This window comes from Oleiphilus sp. HI0132 (genome assembly GCF_001635845.1).
In genome coordinates, this window is record NZ_LWGJ01000113.1 from 1 (window position 1) to 18,524 (window position 18,524).

Sequence of the window (18,524 nt, forward strand, 5' to 3'; positions counted from 1 at the left end):
CAATTCCCGGTACTTAAATCGCCTGGGGTAAGAGATAGTTTCCCTCTCATGACACCGCCCGCTCGTAAGGTAGCCAGCCCATGACGTCCCCTTCTTCTGACCTTGTTGTTAAGCTTGACTCAGTCTCCAAACATTATGGCGAGCTAAAAGCACTCGAGGCAATCAATCTGGACTTGCCTCCAGGCGAAGTGCTTGGCTTGTTTGGTCATAACGGCGCTGGCAAAAGTACGCTGATGAAAATCATCCTGGGCGTGCTTGAGCCTTGTCAAGGCGAAGTACTAACCCTTGGCCAGTCACCTCGAGACAAAAAAGCTCACCACATTCGCCAGAAGTTTGGTTATCTACCCGAAAATGTTAGCTTTTATGATCACCTAAGCGGGCGCGATATACTCACTTACTTCGCCAAACTTAAAGGCTTTAAAAAGAACGAGGCTGAACGGTTACTTGAGAGTGTTGGCCTTCAAGCTGCAGCAAATCGAGCAGTCAAAACCTACTTTAAAGGTATGAGGCAGCGCCTTGGTTTGGCGCAAGCACTGCTAGGCAAACCTAAACTATTATTACTGGATGAGCCCACCGTTGGCTTAGACCCTATCGCAACCGATTATTTTTATCGTACGGTAGACGAACTACGAAGCGATGGTTGCGCAGTGATTCTTTGTTCTCATGTTCTCCCTGGTGTTGAAGCGCATATCGACAGAGCTATGATACTAGGTGGCGGGAAGCAATTAGCCTTGGGTAATCTTGAAACGCTTCGCCAGCAAAGCGAGCTGCCTATCGAGATCAAAGCGCATGGCTTAGCAGCGAATGAAATTCCCAGCGAACTCATGCAGTATCAAAATGCGGTCGCCTGTGCGGCTGGCCAGCAATCTCTGCTTGTGCCGACGAAAGATAAAATGTCCGCCCTTAGAACACTCTCGGGAAATACAAGCATCAGCGACCTGGAGATCAAGCAACCTTCCTTGCAGGAAATATACAGCCACTTTATTCGCAAGGGAGAGCAATAAATATGGATAAAATACTAACTGTCGCCTCAAAAGAATTTAAAGATGGCTTCCGCAATCGCTGGACTTTGGCGATCACGGTAATCTTCGCCATTCTATCTTTAGGGCTTACGTATTTTGGCGCGGCTGCCTCAGGTAGTATCGGCTTTGCCTCGCTCAACTCAACCTTAATTAGTCTGGCAAGTCTGGCCGTTATCCTGATTCCCTTGATCGCATTGATGATCGCCTACAACGCCTTCGTAGGAGAATATGAACAAGGCACCATGCTACTCCTGCTCACCTACCCCCTCAGTCGACGCGATATGTTGATTGGCAAATTTCTGGGCCAAGGAAGTATCATCGCGATCTCCTCCCTGCTTGGTTTTAGTACTGCTGCAGCAGCCATTATCTTCAGCAGCGAGGTGGAAACCCTAGAAGTTCTCAATGCATTTTTCTGGTTTATTCTATCGGCGACACTACTTGGCTGGGTTTTTATTGCCATCGCCTATGTTATTAGTCTTAGCGTAGAAGAGAAATCGCGTGCCGCGGGCCTGGCTTTGGTCACCTGGTTTTTCTTTGTACTGGTATTCGACTTGGCTTTACTCGCTATTTTAGTCGCCAGTAAAGGCGATATTCAAAGTGACTTGCTCAGTCAAGTTTTACTCTTGAACCCAACGTATATCTTCCGCCTGGTTAATTATCAGGTGGTTAATGCCGCAGAATATGGTGGCGTGCTACAACTGGCTGAAGGCACAGAGATGAGCATGGCAGGACTGCTATCTTCCCTGGTTTTATGGATCGCAGCACCACTTGCATTCGCCGCCTACTTATTGAAGAAACGAGAGGTATAAGGTGATGAATCATAAGCCCCCCCACCAAAACGCTAAACAGTCGCCTTTAGTTCCGGTGCTGGTTTTGCTGATTCAAGGCGTATTAATTTTCGGGATTGTTTCGTGTAGTGAAAACGATCCTAAAGCTAAGCCAGAAATCAGCGCCGTACATATTGAAGACCAGGACGAATGCCACCTGTGTGGAATGCTTATCAACCAGTTTGCCGGCCCTAAAGGTGAGATGTTTGAGAAGAATAAATCGTCGGTACGTAAGTTTTGCTCAGTGAATGACTTGTTCGCCTATATGCTTCAACCTGAAAATATCCATAACACAGCTAAAGCATTTGTCCATGATATGACGAGCAGTCCTTGGGGTAATACTCGCGAAGCCGAGCTAATCGATGCCAAACAAGCCTGGTATGTAATTGGTCATAAGCTCCCCGGAGCAATGGGACCGGCCCTGGCTTCATTTAAAAACAAGAACAGTGCAGAAGCGTTTGCCAAATCACAGGGGGGCAAAGTTCTGGCATTTTCTGATATTTCGCTCGAAGTGCTAAATCAAGCTATGCATGCTCACTCAATGCATCAGACCGACAAGCTCAAACATGGGCATATGCAATAGGCCACTTTCATGAAGAGCGTGGTGCTAAACACTCAAGTGATGACATTTTATATAAGCAAGTCAATCGGACATCAAATTCGCTGCTAAAGCAGTCTGACTCTACCGAGGTAAGTTGATTAGGGCTCACTTATCCTCAGATTCGTTTTCCTTACTGTGCTTGCCACCTAAAACTTTCGCCCCTTTGTGTGCAAGCTTCCCTCCAGCCTTGAGCGAGAAGTATATGGTATTGAGTATATCTTTATGGCTATCTTCTATCGGCAAGGTTACATCTTTAATCAAAGGGACTTTCCTAAGTACGCTGTATGGTTCATCTGCTATCGCGCCGTGAACCTTCTCAACGGCGTCTACCGTATGATCATAGGCAAGCGCTAACAAATCCAAGCTACCTGATATGATTTCTTGATTCGACAAGCCTTGCGCGACTCTCTGCACCATTTGCTGCTTCTTAGTCGCTTCCCTCACCTCGTAGAACTTCAAGTCAATATGATCTGGATGCTCACGGAACCACTGGTTTATTTGCTGGTAAACCTTTTCTGAGTGAGCCAGAGGTACATGTGGAATACCATTGAAATGGGCCTGCTTACTGTCTTCTGGTGCAGATATGGGGTTAGCACTTGTATGTCTCACCAGGCTATCGCCAAAATACTTGTTGAGTAGACTATTCTTGTTCGCCGATAGCGAGCCGCTAATGAAGTGATGCTGAGCATGCGCGGTAAAACTTCCACAGCGCACACTCTGCTCGTAGGGGTCATCACTATCCGCGCCACGTTTTTCTTTATTCAGATGGAGTAAGCCGTCCTTCAGATCTTGTATACCCTGGCTTCGAACGTCTATCCAGTCTGCCCAGTGACTAATGTAATCACGCGGGATATAGCGAACAATAGAACTGGTTAGGTGACCAAACTTCTCCAAGGGCGAGCCTTCATGAGGCGTGCCAATGTAATAACAGTTTGACAACAAACTTAGCCAATCTGCTTCGGCATCTTGCGCGAGTTTCTGGGCACTTCGTATTAACAAGCCTCCCATACTAAAGCCCATTAGCACGATCTCTTCTACAGGTATGGGGTATGCCTCAATGAGCTCTGAAAGTAGCCGAGTTAATTTTTGCCCATTATCTTTAATCGATAAGCCTGTGTTGTAACGCAAGTAAAAAGGCGTAAAGCCAAACTCTTCTTGTAAGCGTCGACCATAGTTATCTTTTTCACTTAGCGCTTCGTCATCATCACTTGAACGACCATTACTCGAGCTCTCCCCTTCACTTTCCCCACCGAGTGAGTCTGGTTTTAAGTCCCATATTGTTTCTAGATTGGTCAGCCCGTGGATGAGGACGATAATTTTGTTAGATAAGGCTTTTTCTGCTTTGACGCTCCCGGAACCTTGAAGCACCTGTTGAGCAAGCGTGTCATCTAGCAATAGAGGTATGTTTTGCTGGTAAAAAGCCATATCGATGGCTAATGGGTTGTGCTCTTTTTCCAGATAATCACCAACGATGCCATTTAACACAGAGCGACTTAGGTTCGCCCAGTTTTTTAGGTCTACCGAAGCCATTAATTTGTTATCACTCGTTAGCTTATCCATGCGTATTCACTCGTTTAGGTGGGAAAAACCATTCTTCGGGAATGGAAAAATAAAAACTCGCGCCAAGACCGATACCCCTTCTGGCTTATCGGACGATGCAAGACTGGCCAGTTCATGGTGGATGACACTTAAAGCATCAGCTACCTATCAGGCTATAGCTCACGAGGGCTGAACATGATAATTGCCATGCCCAATAGCGCAACGCCTACGCCGGTAATATCCCAGCACGTGGGTTTAATACCTTCGACAACCCATAGCCAACATATTGCTACCAGGATATAAACACCGCCATAAGCAGCATAAACGCGGCCCGCAGCAGCAGGGTGCAAAGACAACAACCACGCAAACAAGCCTAGACTTAGAGCAGCAGGAATAAGCAACAAAGGGCTTTTATCCTGCTTTAAGTACAAATAAGGAAGGTAGCAACCAACAATTTCTGCAAGCGCAGTAACGATGAATAGCGCGATGGTTTTTAGCTCAAACATAAATTAGGCTTTATCTTGCTACCCTAGTGTATTACTTCCCTATCATACCCGCGATAGCTTTTGGTAAATCGGCAGGTAAGATTACCGACTTGCTGTTCTCAGATGTCGCCAGGCTTTCTATCGCTGAAACATACTTCTCACCAAGAAGGTAGGTCACTGCCATGTCTTTATCGGTCAAAGGGGCAGAGACCATTGAGATTGACTGCTGCCTCGCTTCTGCCAATAGCAATTCAGCTTTAGCATCTTGTTCTGCTGCTTCTTTTCGGCCCTGTGCTTCCAGTATTTGCGCTTGCTTCTGGCCCGTGGCTTCTAATATCTGGGCTTCTTTAGAACCTTCAGCTCTGGTCACCGTTGCACGCCTTGCCCGCTCTGCAGAGGCTTGCTCTTCCATTGCTTCTTGCATCGTCTTAGAAGGGTTAATGTCCTGAATTTCAACTGAACGAAGCGCTATACCCCATTCCGCAATTTCATTCGCAATCGTGCTAGTGAGGCTGGTTTTTATTTGCTCTCGAGAGCTCAATGCCGCATCCAGATTCATTTCACCGATAATTGAACGAAGCGTTGTTTGGACTTTGGTTTGTATCCCTATCGTGTAGTTATCAACACCGTACACTGCTTTCTGCGGGTCAGTAATGGAGATATAACCTACGGCACTGGCAATAATAATAGCATTGTCTTTTGTAATAACCTCTTGGCTAGGAATATCCAATACGATTTGCTTAGTTGTAAGCTTATAGGCCACCTGGTCAAAATAAGGAACGATAATATTCAATCCAGGCTTCAGTGTTTTTTGGTACTTTCCAAAGCGCTGTACAACCCACTGATAGCCCTGAGGTACGAGCCTTACACCTTGTGCAACCGTCACCAGTAATAAAATAAATATCGCTATTGCTATGTATAATCCTGCTTCCATAATCCCTTGCTCCTAAAAGATAATTTATTGTTTTTTCATCACTAGTCGATGTTCAGTGACACCGGTTACTTTAACCGCATCTCCTACATCTAGTTGATCATCAGACTCAAAGTCCCACTCATCATAGCCCTTAATGGGAGTAGAAAAGCGAACGCGCCCCGGCCTTTCCCCGGAAGGAGGCGTCAGCGTCACGCCTAGTTCACCCTGAATTTCATCAAGCGCTGGTAAAACTACCTTATCCCGCGAGGGTTTGAGTATTTTGAACCACATGCTGGTGAGTAAGGCAGATAAAATAGCCCAGGCGCTTATCTGAAAGGTAGTACTTAGATCCGGCTCGACAAGAAGTAACATGCCAACCAATACCCCGCCAATACCAAACCAAAGCGCGGTGAATGAAGGGATAACGAGCTCTAAAAGAACAAGAAAAATCCCAAAAACAATCCAATGCCAATACAATAAATCCATCAATAATTCCTATTTCTCATTCGACTGCGACAACTACTACGAGGCAAAGCTCTCGTTTAATTTTTTTTCAGCAAGCGCTTACTTATTATGTAACTTGAATAAGGGGTTGGTATTGGCTATAACGGCTGCCACATCACCTTTATCTGAATTATCAATTTTCGCCGCAGACAGTTCTGCTCTGCTTTCACAAACCGTGAAACCTTCAGCAAGTATGCAATCTCGCTCTTCAGCAACGTCTTCACTCGAAATTGAGTTGCTACCCTTAATTAGCCTCTTTGATATAGGCGTGTACTTTCCTTGTGCCAACTTTCGATGGTATTGAGGTTCAAACGAGAGTTGTTTTTGAGCTTTATTCTTCATCAGTATTCCGGTCTTAATATTTAGTTCTTCTATTTTAGCTTAGAAAGAGATCCAATCCGTAGCCACCACCACGCTATAGACATCTACCCCATAGTCTATCACTCCAAGGCTCAACACTACACAGTGCTTTGAAGCGGGATATCGGTAAATACAGTGATAAGAAATGTAAATCGACTGAGAAGTTTGGAGAGAGCCCGGAATTACCTGGTACGGATCAGAGTCAATCAAAGCCTACGCCCAGACACAGTGACCATCGGTGGGACATTAGAATGAGAGAAATAGCTCTGTTTTGAGCTACCTCTTTTAACTCGAAACAATCATTGCTCAACACCCAGTGTTTTGCGTTTAGAGTGGGATTAGCTGTTACTTTGGAATCCCTGCAGCCCATCATCAAGGGACTAATTTTATGCACGGAACAGAAGTCTGCTATCGTTTAGCCACTCACTTGCTAAAAAGCCAACGACTCTGGCCAGCTATATTTAGCGCTCGGTTTAGTCATACGCTAGTTCCTTTTAAATCTTAGTGCTAGCCTAGACCTTGCAGTTAGTTGTGCTCGATTGGACGCTTACATTTAAAGAAACCGAACACATTTTCTGATCACACTCCCATCATATTGTTTATATTAGCTGCACTACTTGCGCTCTTTTCTCTCAAATACATCATATCTAGTTTTATTAGGACCTCAACAAAGGAACATAGTTCTGCAAAGACGGTTTCAAACGTTGCATGGCTTTTCGTTGTCTTGATGGTTTGCTCGACAACCTCTTTTAAGCTTCGTTTTCCATCTATATGTTCAAACAATGCTTTGCTGTGTGGGTTTCTTTTTAAGGTAAACATTTGGTTCAGTTGTATTTGATTTCCTGGTGCAGAAAACGCCTTAAGCAAATTTTGCTTACGTTCATTTTGGCCGTAAATGGTGCTGATGGCAGGAACCAGATCTGTATTCTTTATGCTAGGAGTAGAAGTTTCCTTAAACGAAACAAAACAGCATTGTTTCATGATTTGACCAAACAACAACTCGCAGATAGATTGCTGTTTTCTAAGCGGAAGTTGTTTGATTGTGTTCAACAGCTCTGGGTCACGAATATAGGTTTCGGGATAAAAAATCATGTCACCAAGAGGGTGGTCAGGATTATATAGTTTATTTAACTTCAATCCTGCATTTTCAACATAGTCGTACATTTCGTTTACGGTATAGGCCCGGTCTTGAGAGTGTATTAGTAGATCGTATATGCCAATATCTGTACTTAAATCTTTCTTACAAGAAACTTTATTTGAGGAAAACCAATTGCCTTGTGGTAGCCCGTTTAGAGTTTTTTTTGTGTTATCAATACAGTCTTGAATGTTGGGCGTGTCGGTATTTATCTGACGCATTAATTCCTGCATCTGATAGATTCCTGTTCGTCCAATTGTTGCGTAAACCATAAGATACATCGCACCATCAGGATGAAGTACCTTAGTAAGCGCTTTTAAACCTTCATCTGGGTTTTTCAAGTGATGCAAAACGCCAGTACAGGAAATAAAATCAAACTCACCGTATTCTTGTTTGTTCAGATTTAACAAGGAATCATGAATCCAGGTAATATTTTTTAATTTCCTGACTTTAGCTCGTTCCTTGGCGATGTCCATTGATGCTTGAGACATATCCAAATAGACCACTTCTACTTCAGTTTCCCTAAGTTGTTCGGCTAAATAAATAACATCATCACCGGTCCCGCCACCGGCAACTAGGACTCGAAACGACTGAGTAAAATCACGCTTACCCTCAAAAGCGTAATAATTAAGACAATCTAAGGAGCAGGGTTTGGAGACATAAAGATCTGTTTTCTCATTAGCAGGATCTCTTGCAGGGTAGGGATAATTCTCGTATTGCTGCCTGACTTCTTCAAGATATGTCCCTTCTTTCATAATGCCCTCATTTTTTTGAATAACGATCAATATTATTAAAACAAAAAATTATCAAACATAATCTTAGGGGAATGCAGACCTATATGTCTGTTAACTAAGTAGAATTTTCAGATTATGCATTAAACAAGGGAGTCTAGACTCTATGATGTACATTTTCACCCTATAATGGTAAAAGCTGCGACAGATGCTAAAAAACAGGAATTAAAAAAGAAAAATTGGTCGGGATGGCGGGATTCGAACCCACGACCACATGTCCCCCAGACATGTGCGCTACCAGGCTGCGCTACATCCCGAACGGTGTGAAACAAGAATTTGTTCACCAGGTTGATACTAGGTATCAGCTTACATGGGGGTAATCGACGGGTTTTAGGCCTGTCGACTTAAGTCGCGGGTATAATACCTTATGACGCTTTAGAAATAAATAAAAAACGCCGATAGTATCGGCGTTTTTTAAGATTACCTTATTACTTGAAAGCTTAGCTGTTTAGTACGTCTAAAACTTCTTCAAGCTCAGTGATCATTTGCTTGATCAATTCAGAGTTTTGCCCTGCAGGGCCCTCATCACCTTCATTGTGCAGTTTTTGCTTGGCACCACCGATGGTATAGCCTTGATCGTACAATAAACTACGAATTTGACGAATAGTCATGACGTCCTGGCGCTGATAATAACGACGATTTCCACGACGCTTTACCGGTGACAGTTCATCAAACTCTTGCTCCCAATAACGTAGAACATGAGCTTTGACTCCACATAAGTCGCTTACTTCTCCAATAGTGAAATAGCGCTTACCCGGAATCGGGGGTAATTCATTATTGTGACTGGGTTCCAGCATATTCTTCTACTTTTGCCTTTAATTTTTGTCCGGGTCTGAAAGTAACAACGCGTCTGGCAGAAATAGGAATTTCTTCACCAGTTTTAGGGTTACGTCCAGGCCTTTGTTTCTTATCGCGTAGGTCAAAATTACCGAAGCCAGATAGCTTCACCTGTTCATTGTGACCTAGGGCTCCAACAATTTCATCAAAGAACGCTTCCACCATTTCTTTGGCTTCGCGCTTATTTAGTCCAACTTCGTCGTATAGGCTTTCGGCCATATCAGCTTTTGTTAAAGCCGCCATGCGCTAGCTCCTTAATTTAGCTCCAAACTTAGCACTGAGTGCTGACACAATACGCTCAAAGGACTCGTTGATTTCTTCATCATTAAGAGTGCGATCACTTCGCTGCCATACCAGACCGAGGCCTAGACTCTTTCCGTTTTCAGCAAGATTATCACCTGAATAAACATCAAACACATTGAGATTAACCAGGTCTTCACCGGCATTATCTCTAACAATCTGCTCAACGTCTCGGAACGGTATCTCGTGATCGATCAATATTGCCAAATCCCGTCTAACTTCTGGGTATTTTGACACGCCATCAAAACTCGGCACTTGTCCTTGAACGGTTTCAATTAAGCATAGTTCAAACAAATAAACTGAGCCATTTAAATCCAAGGATTTTTGTAATTTAGGGTGAATAGCCCCTAAATAGCCGATTTTTTTACCATTTTTTACAATCTGTGCAGTCTGCCCAGGGTGTAAAGCAGCATGTTCACCCTTCTCGAAAGCGACTGTCGGGTCAATTGAGAACAATAAATTCTCAAGATCGGCCTTCACATCAAAGAAGTCGATTGCTCTGCTTTCATTACACCAGTTTTCGTTTTGAACAGTGCCTGAGACAACGCCCGAGATCATTCTAGTTTGAACAATCTCTTCGCCTTCTTGAACAAACTTTAGACCTGTCTCAAAAAACTTAACTCGGGGCTGCTGGCGCTTCTGGTTGTAGCTTAGTGCTTTTAGCAAGCCAGGCCATAAAGACGTTCTCATCACAGCCAAATCAGCTGAGATTGGGTTTGCCAAAGCGATACCCTGCTCTTCAGGCGTCACGAGCTTTTGTGTTTCTTCGTCAACAAAGCTGTAAGTGATTGCCTCCTGATAACCTAAACTCACCAAACGATCAGCCAGGTAGTCCTGCGGGAAGATATCTTCGTCGACGGCCCGCAGCTTCATTGAGCCTAATGCAGTCGTTTTAGGTAGTTTGTTATAGCCGTAGACCCGACCAATTTCTTCAATCAGGTCTGGTTCAATGGCAATATCGAAACGATAGCTTGGCACAGCAAAGGTCCACTGCCCCTCTGCTCGATCAACAACTTCAAGCCCAAGGCGCGTTAGAATCTCTTCTATTTCAGCTGTCTCTACCTTCAAGCCTAAGAGCGACTCAACTTTAGTTTCACGCAAGGTCACAGTCGAAGACTTAGGAAGCGTCTCTGCATCACTTTCTTCAACGATTGGGCCAGCTTTGCCGCCGACAATATCGATTAATAAGCGCGTTGCACGTTCCATTGCCTCGTGCTGCAGCGCATAATCAACACCTCGTTCAAAACGGTGTGAAGAGTCTGTATGCAAGCCATAAGAGCGTGCTTTACCCGCAATCGCCAAGGGTGCAAAGAAGGCACATTCCAAAAAGATGTTCTGAGTTGTAGCGCTAACACCTGAGGCTTCGCCACCCATGATACCTGCGATTGCAAGTGGAGTGTTTTCATCTGCAATAACCAAGGTGTCATCACGAAGTTCAACTTCCTGACCATCCAACAAGGTTAGTTTTTCAGCATTTTCAGCTTGACGTACATTGATTGAGCCATTCAGCTTATCTAAATCAAATGCATGCATTGGCTGACCGAGCTCAAGCAAAATATAGTTGGTTACGTCAACGGCAGGATCAATACTACGTAAACCGCAGCGACGTAACTTTTCTTGCAGCCATAATGGTGAAGGCTTAGTTAGGTCGACACCTTCAATGACGCGTCCCAAGTATTTAGGGCAGCCCTCTGTGTCTTGTAAGTTTACCTTGAAGGTAAGTTCACTCTCTGAAACCACTGACTCAATCTGTGGCTTAGTGACATTCTCTTTATTCAAGACACCGACTTCGCGAGCAAGACCCGCAATAGACAAACAGTCACTTCTGTTTGGCGTTAAATCAACATCGATACAGTTATCATCTAAACCTAGGTATTCGCGAATACAAGCACCTACGGGTGCATCAACAGGCAATTCCATCAAACCATCTGAAGATTCAGCCAAACCAAGCTCTGACTCGGCACTCAACATACCGAATGACTCAACGCCACGCAGCTTAGCTTTCTTAATCTTAAAGTTACCTGGCAACACAGCACCAATTTTCGCGAAGGGTACTTTTAAACCTTCTCTCACGTTCGCAGCACCACACACTACCTGGACGGTCTCTTTTCCGTCACTCACCTGACAAACGCTTAACTTGTCAGCATCAGGGTGCTGTTCTTTGCTGAGCACTTCGCCTACAACGACGCCGGTAAATTCACCCGCTACCGGGTCCATGCCATCTACTTCTAAGCCAGCCATGGTGATTTGATGGAGTAGATCATCTGTACCAATAGAAGGGTTTACCCACTCTCTGAGCCACTGTTCACTAAATTTCATTGCTCTACTATCCTGACTAACTTAGTTAAATTGCTTGAGGAAACGAAGGTCGTTTTCAAAGAACATTCTTAGGTCGTTTACGCCATAGCGCAACATAGCCAAGCGTTCTACACCTAAACCAAAGGCAAAGCCTGAGTATTTTTCGGAATCAATACCACTGGACTCAAATACTTTCGGGTGGACCATGCCACAGCCCATCACTTCTAGCCACTTGGTATTGCCGTCAGCGTCTTTACCCCACTCGATATCCACTTCTGCTGAAGGTTCGGTAAATGGGAAGTAAGAAGGACGGAAACGAACAGCCAGGTCTCGCTCAAAAAACACCTGAAGGAAATCTTCAATGGTACTCTTTAGGTCAGCAAAACTAACATTCTCTTCCACCAGCAGGCCTTCAACCTGATGGAACATCGGCGTATGCGTTTGGTCGGAGTCGCAACGGTATACACGGCCCGGACAGATCATACGAAATGGTGGCTCTCCCTTCTCCATCGTGCGTACTTGCACAGGTGAAGTGTGAGTTCTTAATAAGGTATTTGCATCAAAGTAAAAGGTGTCGTGCATAGCACGTGCCGGGTGATGCCCCGGGATATTCAAAGCTTCGAAGTTATGGTAATCATCTTCGATTTCCGGGCCTACTTCTACTGAGTAACCGGCTCTGGCAAAAAACTGCTCAATTCGGCGCATTGTTTTGGTTACCGGGTGCAAACCACCGGTATCGCTTGCGCGGCCTGGCAAGGTGACATCCACAGCTTCTGAACGGAGCTTGTTCTCAAGCTCAGCTGTTTCAAGGGACTCTTTCTTGGCTAACAGTTTTTCCAAGACACCTTCTTTGGCTTCGTTTATCTTTGCTCCGGCCGCTGGTCTTTCAGACGCATCTAACTTACCCAATGTTTTGAGTAGCTGGGTGATTTCACCCTTCTTGCCTAGGTAATCAACTCTGACCTGGTCCAATTCTTGAATTTTTTCCGCTGCATCTACAGCGCTAATGGCGCGTTGAACAAGTTGTTCAAGGTTTTCCATTACTGCTCTCCGAAAAAACAGTACTCAAAATAAAAATAGGGGGTGAGTTGTCTCGCCCCCTATCCAGCTATTACTTATGTTTCAACGAGTGTTGAACTAAGTCTTAGTTTGCTAGTGCAGCTTTAGCCTTTTCAACAACAACAGTAAATACTGCTGCGTCGTTCATTGCTAAGTCAGCTAATACTTTACGGTCGATCTCAACGTTAGCTTTTTTCAAGCCAGCGATTAATCGGCTGTATGACAAACCGTTTAAACGTGCACCAGCATTGATACGCGCGATCCATAGACGACGGAACTGACGCTTACGCTGACGACGGTCACGGTATGCATATTGACCTGCTTTAATTACGGCTTGCTTAGCTACGCGATAGATACGGCTACGAGCTCCGTAATAACCTTTAGCTTGCTTTAATACTTTCTTGTGGCGACGGTTCGCCTGGACACCACGTTTTACGCGAGGCATATTTGACTCCTTACTAAACTATATTTTAATGGCTAAAAATTAAATACGAAGCATACGCTTGATTGAAGACTGATCAGAGTCTGCAACCTGCTTGCATCCACGTAGCTGACGCTTACGCTTTGGTGATTTTTTAGTCAAAATATGGCTAGTAAAGGATTGCTTGTGCTTGAATCCGTTAGCTGTTTTCTTAAAGCGTTTTGTAGCACCGCTTTTTGCTTTCATTTTAGGCATAATATCTCACTCCGCATTGGAAAAATTAACAAAAATAGCAACCGCGCTATTTTCTCTTTTTCGGGGCCAACACCATCATCATTTGCCGACCTTCCATTTTAGGTCGCTGCTCAACAGTTCCGTACTCTTCCAAGTCTGTTTCGACTCGTTCAAGTAGCTTCATGCCGATTTCCTGATGTGCCATTTCACGACCGCGGTAACGAATCGTCACCTTGGCCTTGTCCCCACCTTCAAGGAAACGTATCAGGTTGCGTAGTTTTACCTGATAATCCCCCTCTTCCGTCCCTGGTCGTAACTTAATTTCTTTAACTTGAGTCTGCTTCTGCTTTTTCTTCTGGGCAGCTTTCTGCTTCTTCTCTTCAAATACTTTTTTACCGTAATCCATGATTTTACACACAATCGGATCACTGTTGGCAATTTGAACCAAATCTAAACTTACTTGTGTGGCACGAGCCAGCGCGTCTTCTATCGGAACAATACCTAACTGCTCACCATCTTCTGCTATAAGACGAACTTCCGTTGCTTCGATATTCTCGTTGATCAACGCTTTTTTTGACTTGCCACTTTGGTTATTACGCTTAATGTCTATTTCTCCACATTAAAAATGCAAACATAGATGAGGTGCACATTTTATACTGCTTACTCACCAGAATTTGCGATACGACCTTTCTGTACAAAATCTTCTTTGAAGACCGCGAGAACATCTTCTAAAGGCATCACGCCAAGATCCTCTCCCTTACGAGTACGAATAGCCACTGTATTATTTTCAACTTCCTTATCACCCACAACAAGTAAATAAGGAATCTTGTTAATTGTGTGCTCGCGAATTTTAAAGCCGATCTTCTCGTTTCTCAAGTCCAGATGTGCTCTATATCCCGCTTCTTCGATATTTTTATGTATTTTTTTGCAATATTCGCTCTGTTTATCGGTAATATTCAGTATTGCGACTTGTTCAGGCGCCAACCAGAATGGAAATGCACCTTCGTACTGTTCGATCAAAATACCGATAAATCGCTCAAAAGAACCTAACACAGCACGGTGTAACATGACCGGAGTTTTACGTTCCTGATGATCACTTACATATTGGGCGTCTAGTCGACCCGGCATCGAAAAGTCTACTTGAATCGTTCCACACTGCCATACTCGGCCTAAACAATCCTTCAAAGAGAATTCAATCTTAGGGCCGTAAAACGCTCCCTCACCAGGCAATAAATCCCACTTCAAGCCTTTAGCGTCCAGAGATTCTGCTAAGGCTGCTTCGGACTTATCCCAAACCTCATCTGAACCAACGCGTTTCTCTGGTCGCGTAGATAGCTTGTAAAGAATCTCGCTAAAGCCAAAATCTTGATAAACTTCGTGCAACATATCGATAAAGGAAGATACTTCTTCCTGAATCTGCTCTTCAGCACAGAAAATATGCGCATCATCCTGAACAAAACCACGCACTCGCATAATACCGTGCAAAGCGCCAGATGCTTCATTTCTATGGCAAGAACCAAACTCGGCAAGACGTAAGGGCAACTCCTTATAACTCTTCAAGCCTTGATTAAATACCTGAACGTGGCATGGGCAGTTCATCGGCTTGATTGCAAAGTCTGCGTTCTCTGAGTGAGTAGTAAACATCTGCTCACTAAATTTATCCCAGTGGCCCGACTTCTCCCATAGCGTACGCTCAACCACTTGAGGCGTCTTAATTTCTTTATAACCATACTTGCGCTGCTTGGTACGCATGTAGTTTTCGATAGTCTGGTAGATACTCCACCCCTTGTCATGCCAGAAGACCATACCTGGCGCCTCATCCTGCATGTGGAATAAGTCTAACTTCTTACCTATTTTACGATGGTCTCGCTTTTCGGCTTCTTGTAAGCGATTCAAATATTGCTTTAGCTGCTTCTTATCTGCCCAAGCTGTACCGTAGATACGCTGCAACATTTTGTTGTCAGAATCGCCACGCCAGTACGCGCCAGAAATACGCATTAGTTTAAAATGATGGCAGAATTTCATGTTCGGCACGTGAGGGCCGCGGCACATATCTATATATTCTTCATGGTGATACAAAGCTGGCGTATCGGTCTTGGCGATATTTTCGTCAAGAATTTCCATTTTATAAGTTTCACCACGCGCTTCGAAAGCATCTCGTGCTTCTTGCCAGCTTACGGTCTTCTTAACAACGTCATAGCTCTTCTTAGCAAGCTCAAGCATACGCTTCTCGAGGGCTGCCATATCTTCTTCAGTGAGACGATGCTCTAAATCAACATCATAGTAGAAGCCATTTTCAATCGTTGGGCCAATCGCCATTTTGACATCAGGCCAAAGCTGCTTAATTGCGTGACCAACAAGGTGAGCGCATGAGTGACGCAATATTTCAAGGCCATCTTCATCTTTTGCAGTGATAATACTTAGTGTGGAATCTTCTTGAATCAACTCACAAGCATCGACCAATACATCATTTACGCGACCAGCGATGGTTGCCTTGGCAAGACCTGGACCTATATCTGCAGCAACATCCAATACGGATACAGCATTTTCAAACGAACGTTGACTACCATCAGGAAGCGTAATAACTGGCATATCTACCTCAAAATCAGTGGTGGCCCTTACTAAAGGTCACATGAGTTAAAAATTAAAAAATTACAAGCGCGCGATTCTAAACAAAAAACAAGTAAATTTGTACCGATATCTCCAAGTTTACGTTGATCGATGCACATCAATACTAAAACTGCGACCTTATTCCTAAGTGGCTCCAAAAAAGAAAAAACCCCGACACTCATTGAGTATCGGGGTTTTTAGACTCCTTAAGATTAAGCAGCAGCTTTTGCCAGCTTAGCTCTTTCTTTTGCAGCAATCTTATCAGGGCGAACAAGGAAGCGTGCCATCGCGGGTAGCAACCACAAGCTGCCAACCATGTTCCACAAGAACATAAAGAACAGCAGGATCCCCATATCTGCCTGGAATTTAATTGGCGAGAATATCCAAGTAAATACACCCAAACCAAGGGTCATACCCGTAAAGCAGACCGCTTTACCTGTCGTTCTAAGCGTCTGAAAGTAAGCCTCTTGTAAGACCACACCTTGTTTCAGTTTAGTCTCTAACTGACTATAGATATAGATACCATAATCGACACCAATCCCCACACCCAAGGCAATAACAGGAAGTGTCGCAACTTTAATACCAATACCCAATTGAGCCATAAGCGCTTCACACAGAACCGAGGTAAGTGCCAAAGGTGTAACGATACAAATAACAGCAGCTAAAGACCTGAACGTAATCAGACACAAAATACTAACGACCGAGTAAACAGAGGCTAACATGACATTCTTAGCCTTGGAAATAACCTCGTTAGTCGCCGCTTCAACACCTGCATTACCTGCCGCAAGTAAGAACTGGTAGTTTTCACTTGGGTACTGATCGATCAAGTCTTCCATCGTGTCGATCACAGTATCAAGCGTATCGGCCTCATGATCCTCCAAGAAGATGATCATTGGCGTCATACTACAGTCTGAATTAACCAGGCCTGAAGGTGCTCGCTGTATAGAAGAGTTAATAATTGACTCATTTCGGGATATTTCAAACCACTTCAAGCTTCCCTCATTGAGCGCTTTAGTCACCAATTTGGACACTGAGACCAAAGAAGCGGTAGATTCAACGCCTGGTGTATTTTCCAAACGCCATTGCATACGATCCATGACATCCATTAACTCATAGGTCGAACACATTTCTTTTGGCGTTTTAATCATCACAACCATAATATCGGCGCTGGTACTATAGTTGCTGATAATATAGTCGTTATCTAAATTGTAGCGAGAGTCAGGTCGCAGCTCTGGCGCACCTTTATCCAAGTCACCTATTTTAAGATCTTTCTGGTAGTAGAGACCTATACCACAACCCAGTATTGCAATAAGCACTGAAATCGGTGCCACACTTGGGTGAGCCATAAATGAAAGTGCGCGCCACTTTTTGTCACCATGAAGTTCAACATGCTTAGCATGCTTCAGGCCACCTTTACTCAAACCAGAGTACGAAACGATCACTGGATGGAGAACAAGGTTGGTAACAATAATAACCGCCACACCTACACCTGCGGCAACAGCGAGATCTTTAATCACGTCAATTTCAATGAACAATAATGTCAAAAAGCCAATCGCATCTGAAAGCAAAGCCAGAATACCCGGCCTTACAAGCTGTCTAAAAGTCAAACGACAAGCCATTAGCGGGTTATAACCATGAGCCTGCTCAACCGCAACCCGGTTAACTATCTGCACACCGTGACTAATACCAATCGCAAATACCAGGAATGGCACCAGTACAGAATAAGGATCTAAACCATAGCCAAGTAAGTTCAATATACCTAGCTGCCAAACCACCGCAATAATAGAGGTAACAATAGGTACCAATGTACCGACCATACAGCGAGAGTAGACAAACAAAAATGTTAAAGTTAGTCCGATTGTAATTAATGCAAAGACCGCAACCGCACTAATCCCTTCGATCAAATCACCAACTTTTTTTGCAAAGCCGATAATATGCACATTAATATTTGGATTTTTTGCTGTGTACTGGTTACGAACTTTGTCTTCTAACTTTAAAGAAAAGTCTTTGTAATCAAGAGGTTCATTTGTTTCTGGATTAATTTCAAATAAGGGGACATATATAATTGTCGATTTGAAGTCATCCGAAACTAATCGGCCAACCTGCCCAGACTTGAGCACATTTTGTCGTAGAACTTCTAGTGACTCATCAGACCCATCATATCCATCAGGAATAATCGGTCCGCCCTGAAAACCTTCTTCAGTAACTTCCACCCAACGGACATTGGGAGTCCATAGAGACTTCATTCCTGAGCGATCTACGCCTGGAAGGTAAAACAACTCATCTGTTATTTCACTCAAGGTCTCCATATACGCTTTGTCAAAGACGTCACCATCTTTAACTGCCACCGCAACGCGTATTGAGTTACCTAGATTTTCCAGATCCTCCCTATTCTCCATCATATTGACGATAAACGGGTGCTCAAGCGGAATTAAACGCTCGAATGAAGCATCCGGTTTAATTTGTGCCGCATTGAAACCCAAGAAAGCCGTAATCAATGCAAATATTGCAAGAATCACAGGTCTGTTTGAAAATATTAGCCGTTCAATGACACTACCTGAACCGACAGCTTTAATCTGCTTGCCTGA

General features: G+C 44.0%; 18 protein-coding genes and 1 tRNA gene. 3 read left to right on the forward strand and 16 right to left on the reverse strand.

Translation table 11 applies throughout. The features are described from left to right. Positions 1-80 precede the first annotated feature (80 nt). The 3 genes from A3766_RS01385 to A3766_RS01395 are packed head-to-tail and all read left to right on the forward strand — an operon-like array spanning position 81 to position 2,432. Entirely contained in the window at positions 81-1,004 is a 924-nt protein-coding gene (locus tag A3766_RS01385; RefSeq protein ID WP_068507636.1) for an ABC transporter ATP-binding protein, read from the forward strand. Positions 1,005-1,006: 2 nt separating this feature from the next. Beyond that, positions 1,007-1,831: an ABC transporter permease gene (locus tag A3766_RS01390; protein ID WP_068507638.1), complete on the forward strand. Its 825-nt coding sequence runs from the start codon at positions 1,007-1,009 to the stop codon at positions 1,829-1,831. 4 nt (positions 1,832-1,835) lie between these two features. Continuing rightward, positions 1,836-2,432: a nitrous oxide reductase accessory protein NosL gene (locus A3766_RS01395; RefSeq protein ID WP_068507640.1), complete on the forward strand. Its 597-nt coding sequence runs from the start codon at positions 1,836-1,838 to the stop codon at positions 2,430-2,432. A 123-nt stretch (positions 2,433-2,555) separates the two neighbouring features. Here A3766_RS01395 and A3766_RS01400 read toward each other — a convergent pair whose 3' ends face one another. The 16 genes from A3766_RS01400 to A3766_RS01475 form a co-directional block, all read right to left on the reverse strand. Continuing rightward, positions 2,556-4,010, reverse strand: a complete 1,455-nt coding sequence (locus A3766_RS01400) for a triacylglycerol lipase (protein WP_068507642.1) — start codon at positions 4,008-4,010, stop codon at positions 2,556-2,558. A 152-nt stretch (positions 4,011-4,162) separates the two neighbouring features. Next, positions 4,163-4,495: a YnfA family protein gene (locus tag A3766_RS01405; RefSeq protein WP_068507643.1), complete on the reverse strand. Its 333-nt coding sequence runs from the start codon at positions 4,493-4,495 to the stop codon at positions 4,163-4,165. 31 nt (positions 4,496-4,526) lie between these two features. Then, complete coding sequence (locus A3766_RS01410; protein WP_068507645.1) at positions 4,527-5,408, reverse strand: SPFH domain-containing protein; 882 nt, start codon at positions 5,406-5,408, stop codon at positions 4,527-4,529. A 24-nt stretch (positions 5,409-5,432) separates the two neighbouring features. Further along, positions 5,433-5,873, reverse strand: coding sequence for an NfeD family protein (locus tag A3766_RS01415; RefSeq protein ID WP_068506810.1), 441 nt, complete (start codon positions 5,871-5,873; stop codon positions 5,433-5,435). Positions 5,874-5,951: 78 nt separating this feature from the next. After that, positions 5,952-6,233, reverse strand: a complete 282-nt coding sequence (locus A3766_RS01420; protein ID WP_068507647.1) for a hypothetical protein — start codon at positions 6,231-6,233, stop codon at positions 5,952-5,954. A 597-nt stretch (positions 6,234-6,830) separates the two neighbouring features. Next, complete coding sequence (locus tag A3766_RS01425; protein ID WP_068554763.1) at positions 6,831-8,171, reverse strand: bifunctional 2-polyprenyl-6-hydroxyphenol methylase/3-demethylubiquinol 3-O-methyltransferase UbiG; 1,341 nt, start codon at positions 8,169-8,171, stop codon at positions 6,831-6,833. A gap of 186 nt (positions 8,172-8,357) precedes the next feature. Then, positions 8,358-8,434, reverse strand: a tRNA-Pro gene (locus A3766_RS01430). 183 nt (positions 8,435-8,617) lie between these two features. After that, the gene (locus A3766_RS01435) at positions 8,618-8,974 is read right to left on the reverse strand and encodes a MerR family transcriptional regulator (RefSeq protein WP_068507650.1); all 357 of its coding nucleotides are present in this window, start codon (positions 8,972-8,974) and stop codon (positions 8,618-8,620) included. Then, the gene (gene ihfA, locus A3766_RS01440; RefSeq protein ID WP_068507652.1) at positions 8,952-9,257 is read right to left on the reverse strand and encodes an integration host factor subunit alpha; all 306 of its coding nucleotides are present in this window, start codon (positions 9,255-9,257) and stop codon (positions 8,952-8,954) included. Before ihfA ends, A3766_RS01435 begins: the two co-directional genes overlap by 23 nt. Before the next feature lie 3 nt (positions 9,258-9,260). Then, positions 9,261-11,633: a phenylalanine--tRNA ligase subunit beta gene (gene pheT, locus A3766_RS01445; RefSeq protein ID WP_068507653.1), complete on the reverse strand. Its 2,373-nt coding sequence runs from the start codon at positions 11,631-11,633 to the stop codon at positions 9,261-9,263. Positions 11,634-11,654: 21 nt separating this feature from the next. Further along, positions 11,655-12,653 (reverse strand): phenylalanine--tRNA ligase subunit alpha, encoded by a 999-nt coding sequence (gene pheS / locus A3766_RS01450; RefSeq protein WP_068507656.1) that lies wholly within the window; start codon positions 12,651-12,653, stop codon positions 11,655-11,657. 103 nt (positions 12,654-12,756) lie between these two features. Continuing rightward, the gene (gene rplT / locus A3766_RS01455; protein ID WP_068507658.1) at positions 12,757-13,116 is read right to left on the reverse strand and encodes a 50S ribosomal protein L20; all 360 of its coding nucleotides are present in this window, start codon (positions 13,114-13,116) and stop codon (positions 12,757-12,759) included. Between the two features lie 39 nt (positions 13,117-13,155). Beyond that, the gene (rpmI, locus tag A3766_RS01460) at positions 13,156-13,347 is read right to left on the reverse strand and encodes a 50S ribosomal protein L35 (RefSeq protein WP_068507660.1); all 192 of its coding nucleotides are present in this window, start codon (positions 13,345-13,347) and stop codon (positions 13,156-13,158) included. Positions 13,348-13,393: 46 nt separating this feature from the next. Beyond that, the gene (infC, locus tag A3766_RS01465) at positions 13,394-13,930 is read right to left on the reverse strand and encodes a translation initiation factor IF-3 (RefSeq protein WP_156499823.1); all 537 of its coding nucleotides are present in this window, start codon (positions 13,928-13,930) and stop codon (positions 13,394-13,396) included. 56 nt (positions 13,931-13,986) lie between these two features. Beyond that, positions 13,987-15,918 carry a threonine--tRNA ligase gene (gene thrS / locus A3766_RS01470; protein ID WP_068507661.1) on the reverse strand — a complete coding sequence of 644 codons (1,932 nt, stop codon included), beginning with the start codon at positions 15,916-15,918 and terminating at the stop codon, positions 13,987-13,989. A gap of 230 nt (positions 15,919-16,148) precedes the next feature. Then, positions 16,149-18,512, reverse strand: a complete 2,364-nt coding sequence (locus tag A3766_RS01475; RefSeq protein ID WP_068641519.1) for an RND family transporter — start codon at positions 18,510-18,512, stop codon at positions 16,149-16,151. Positions 18,513-18,524: the final 12 nt, after the last annotated feature.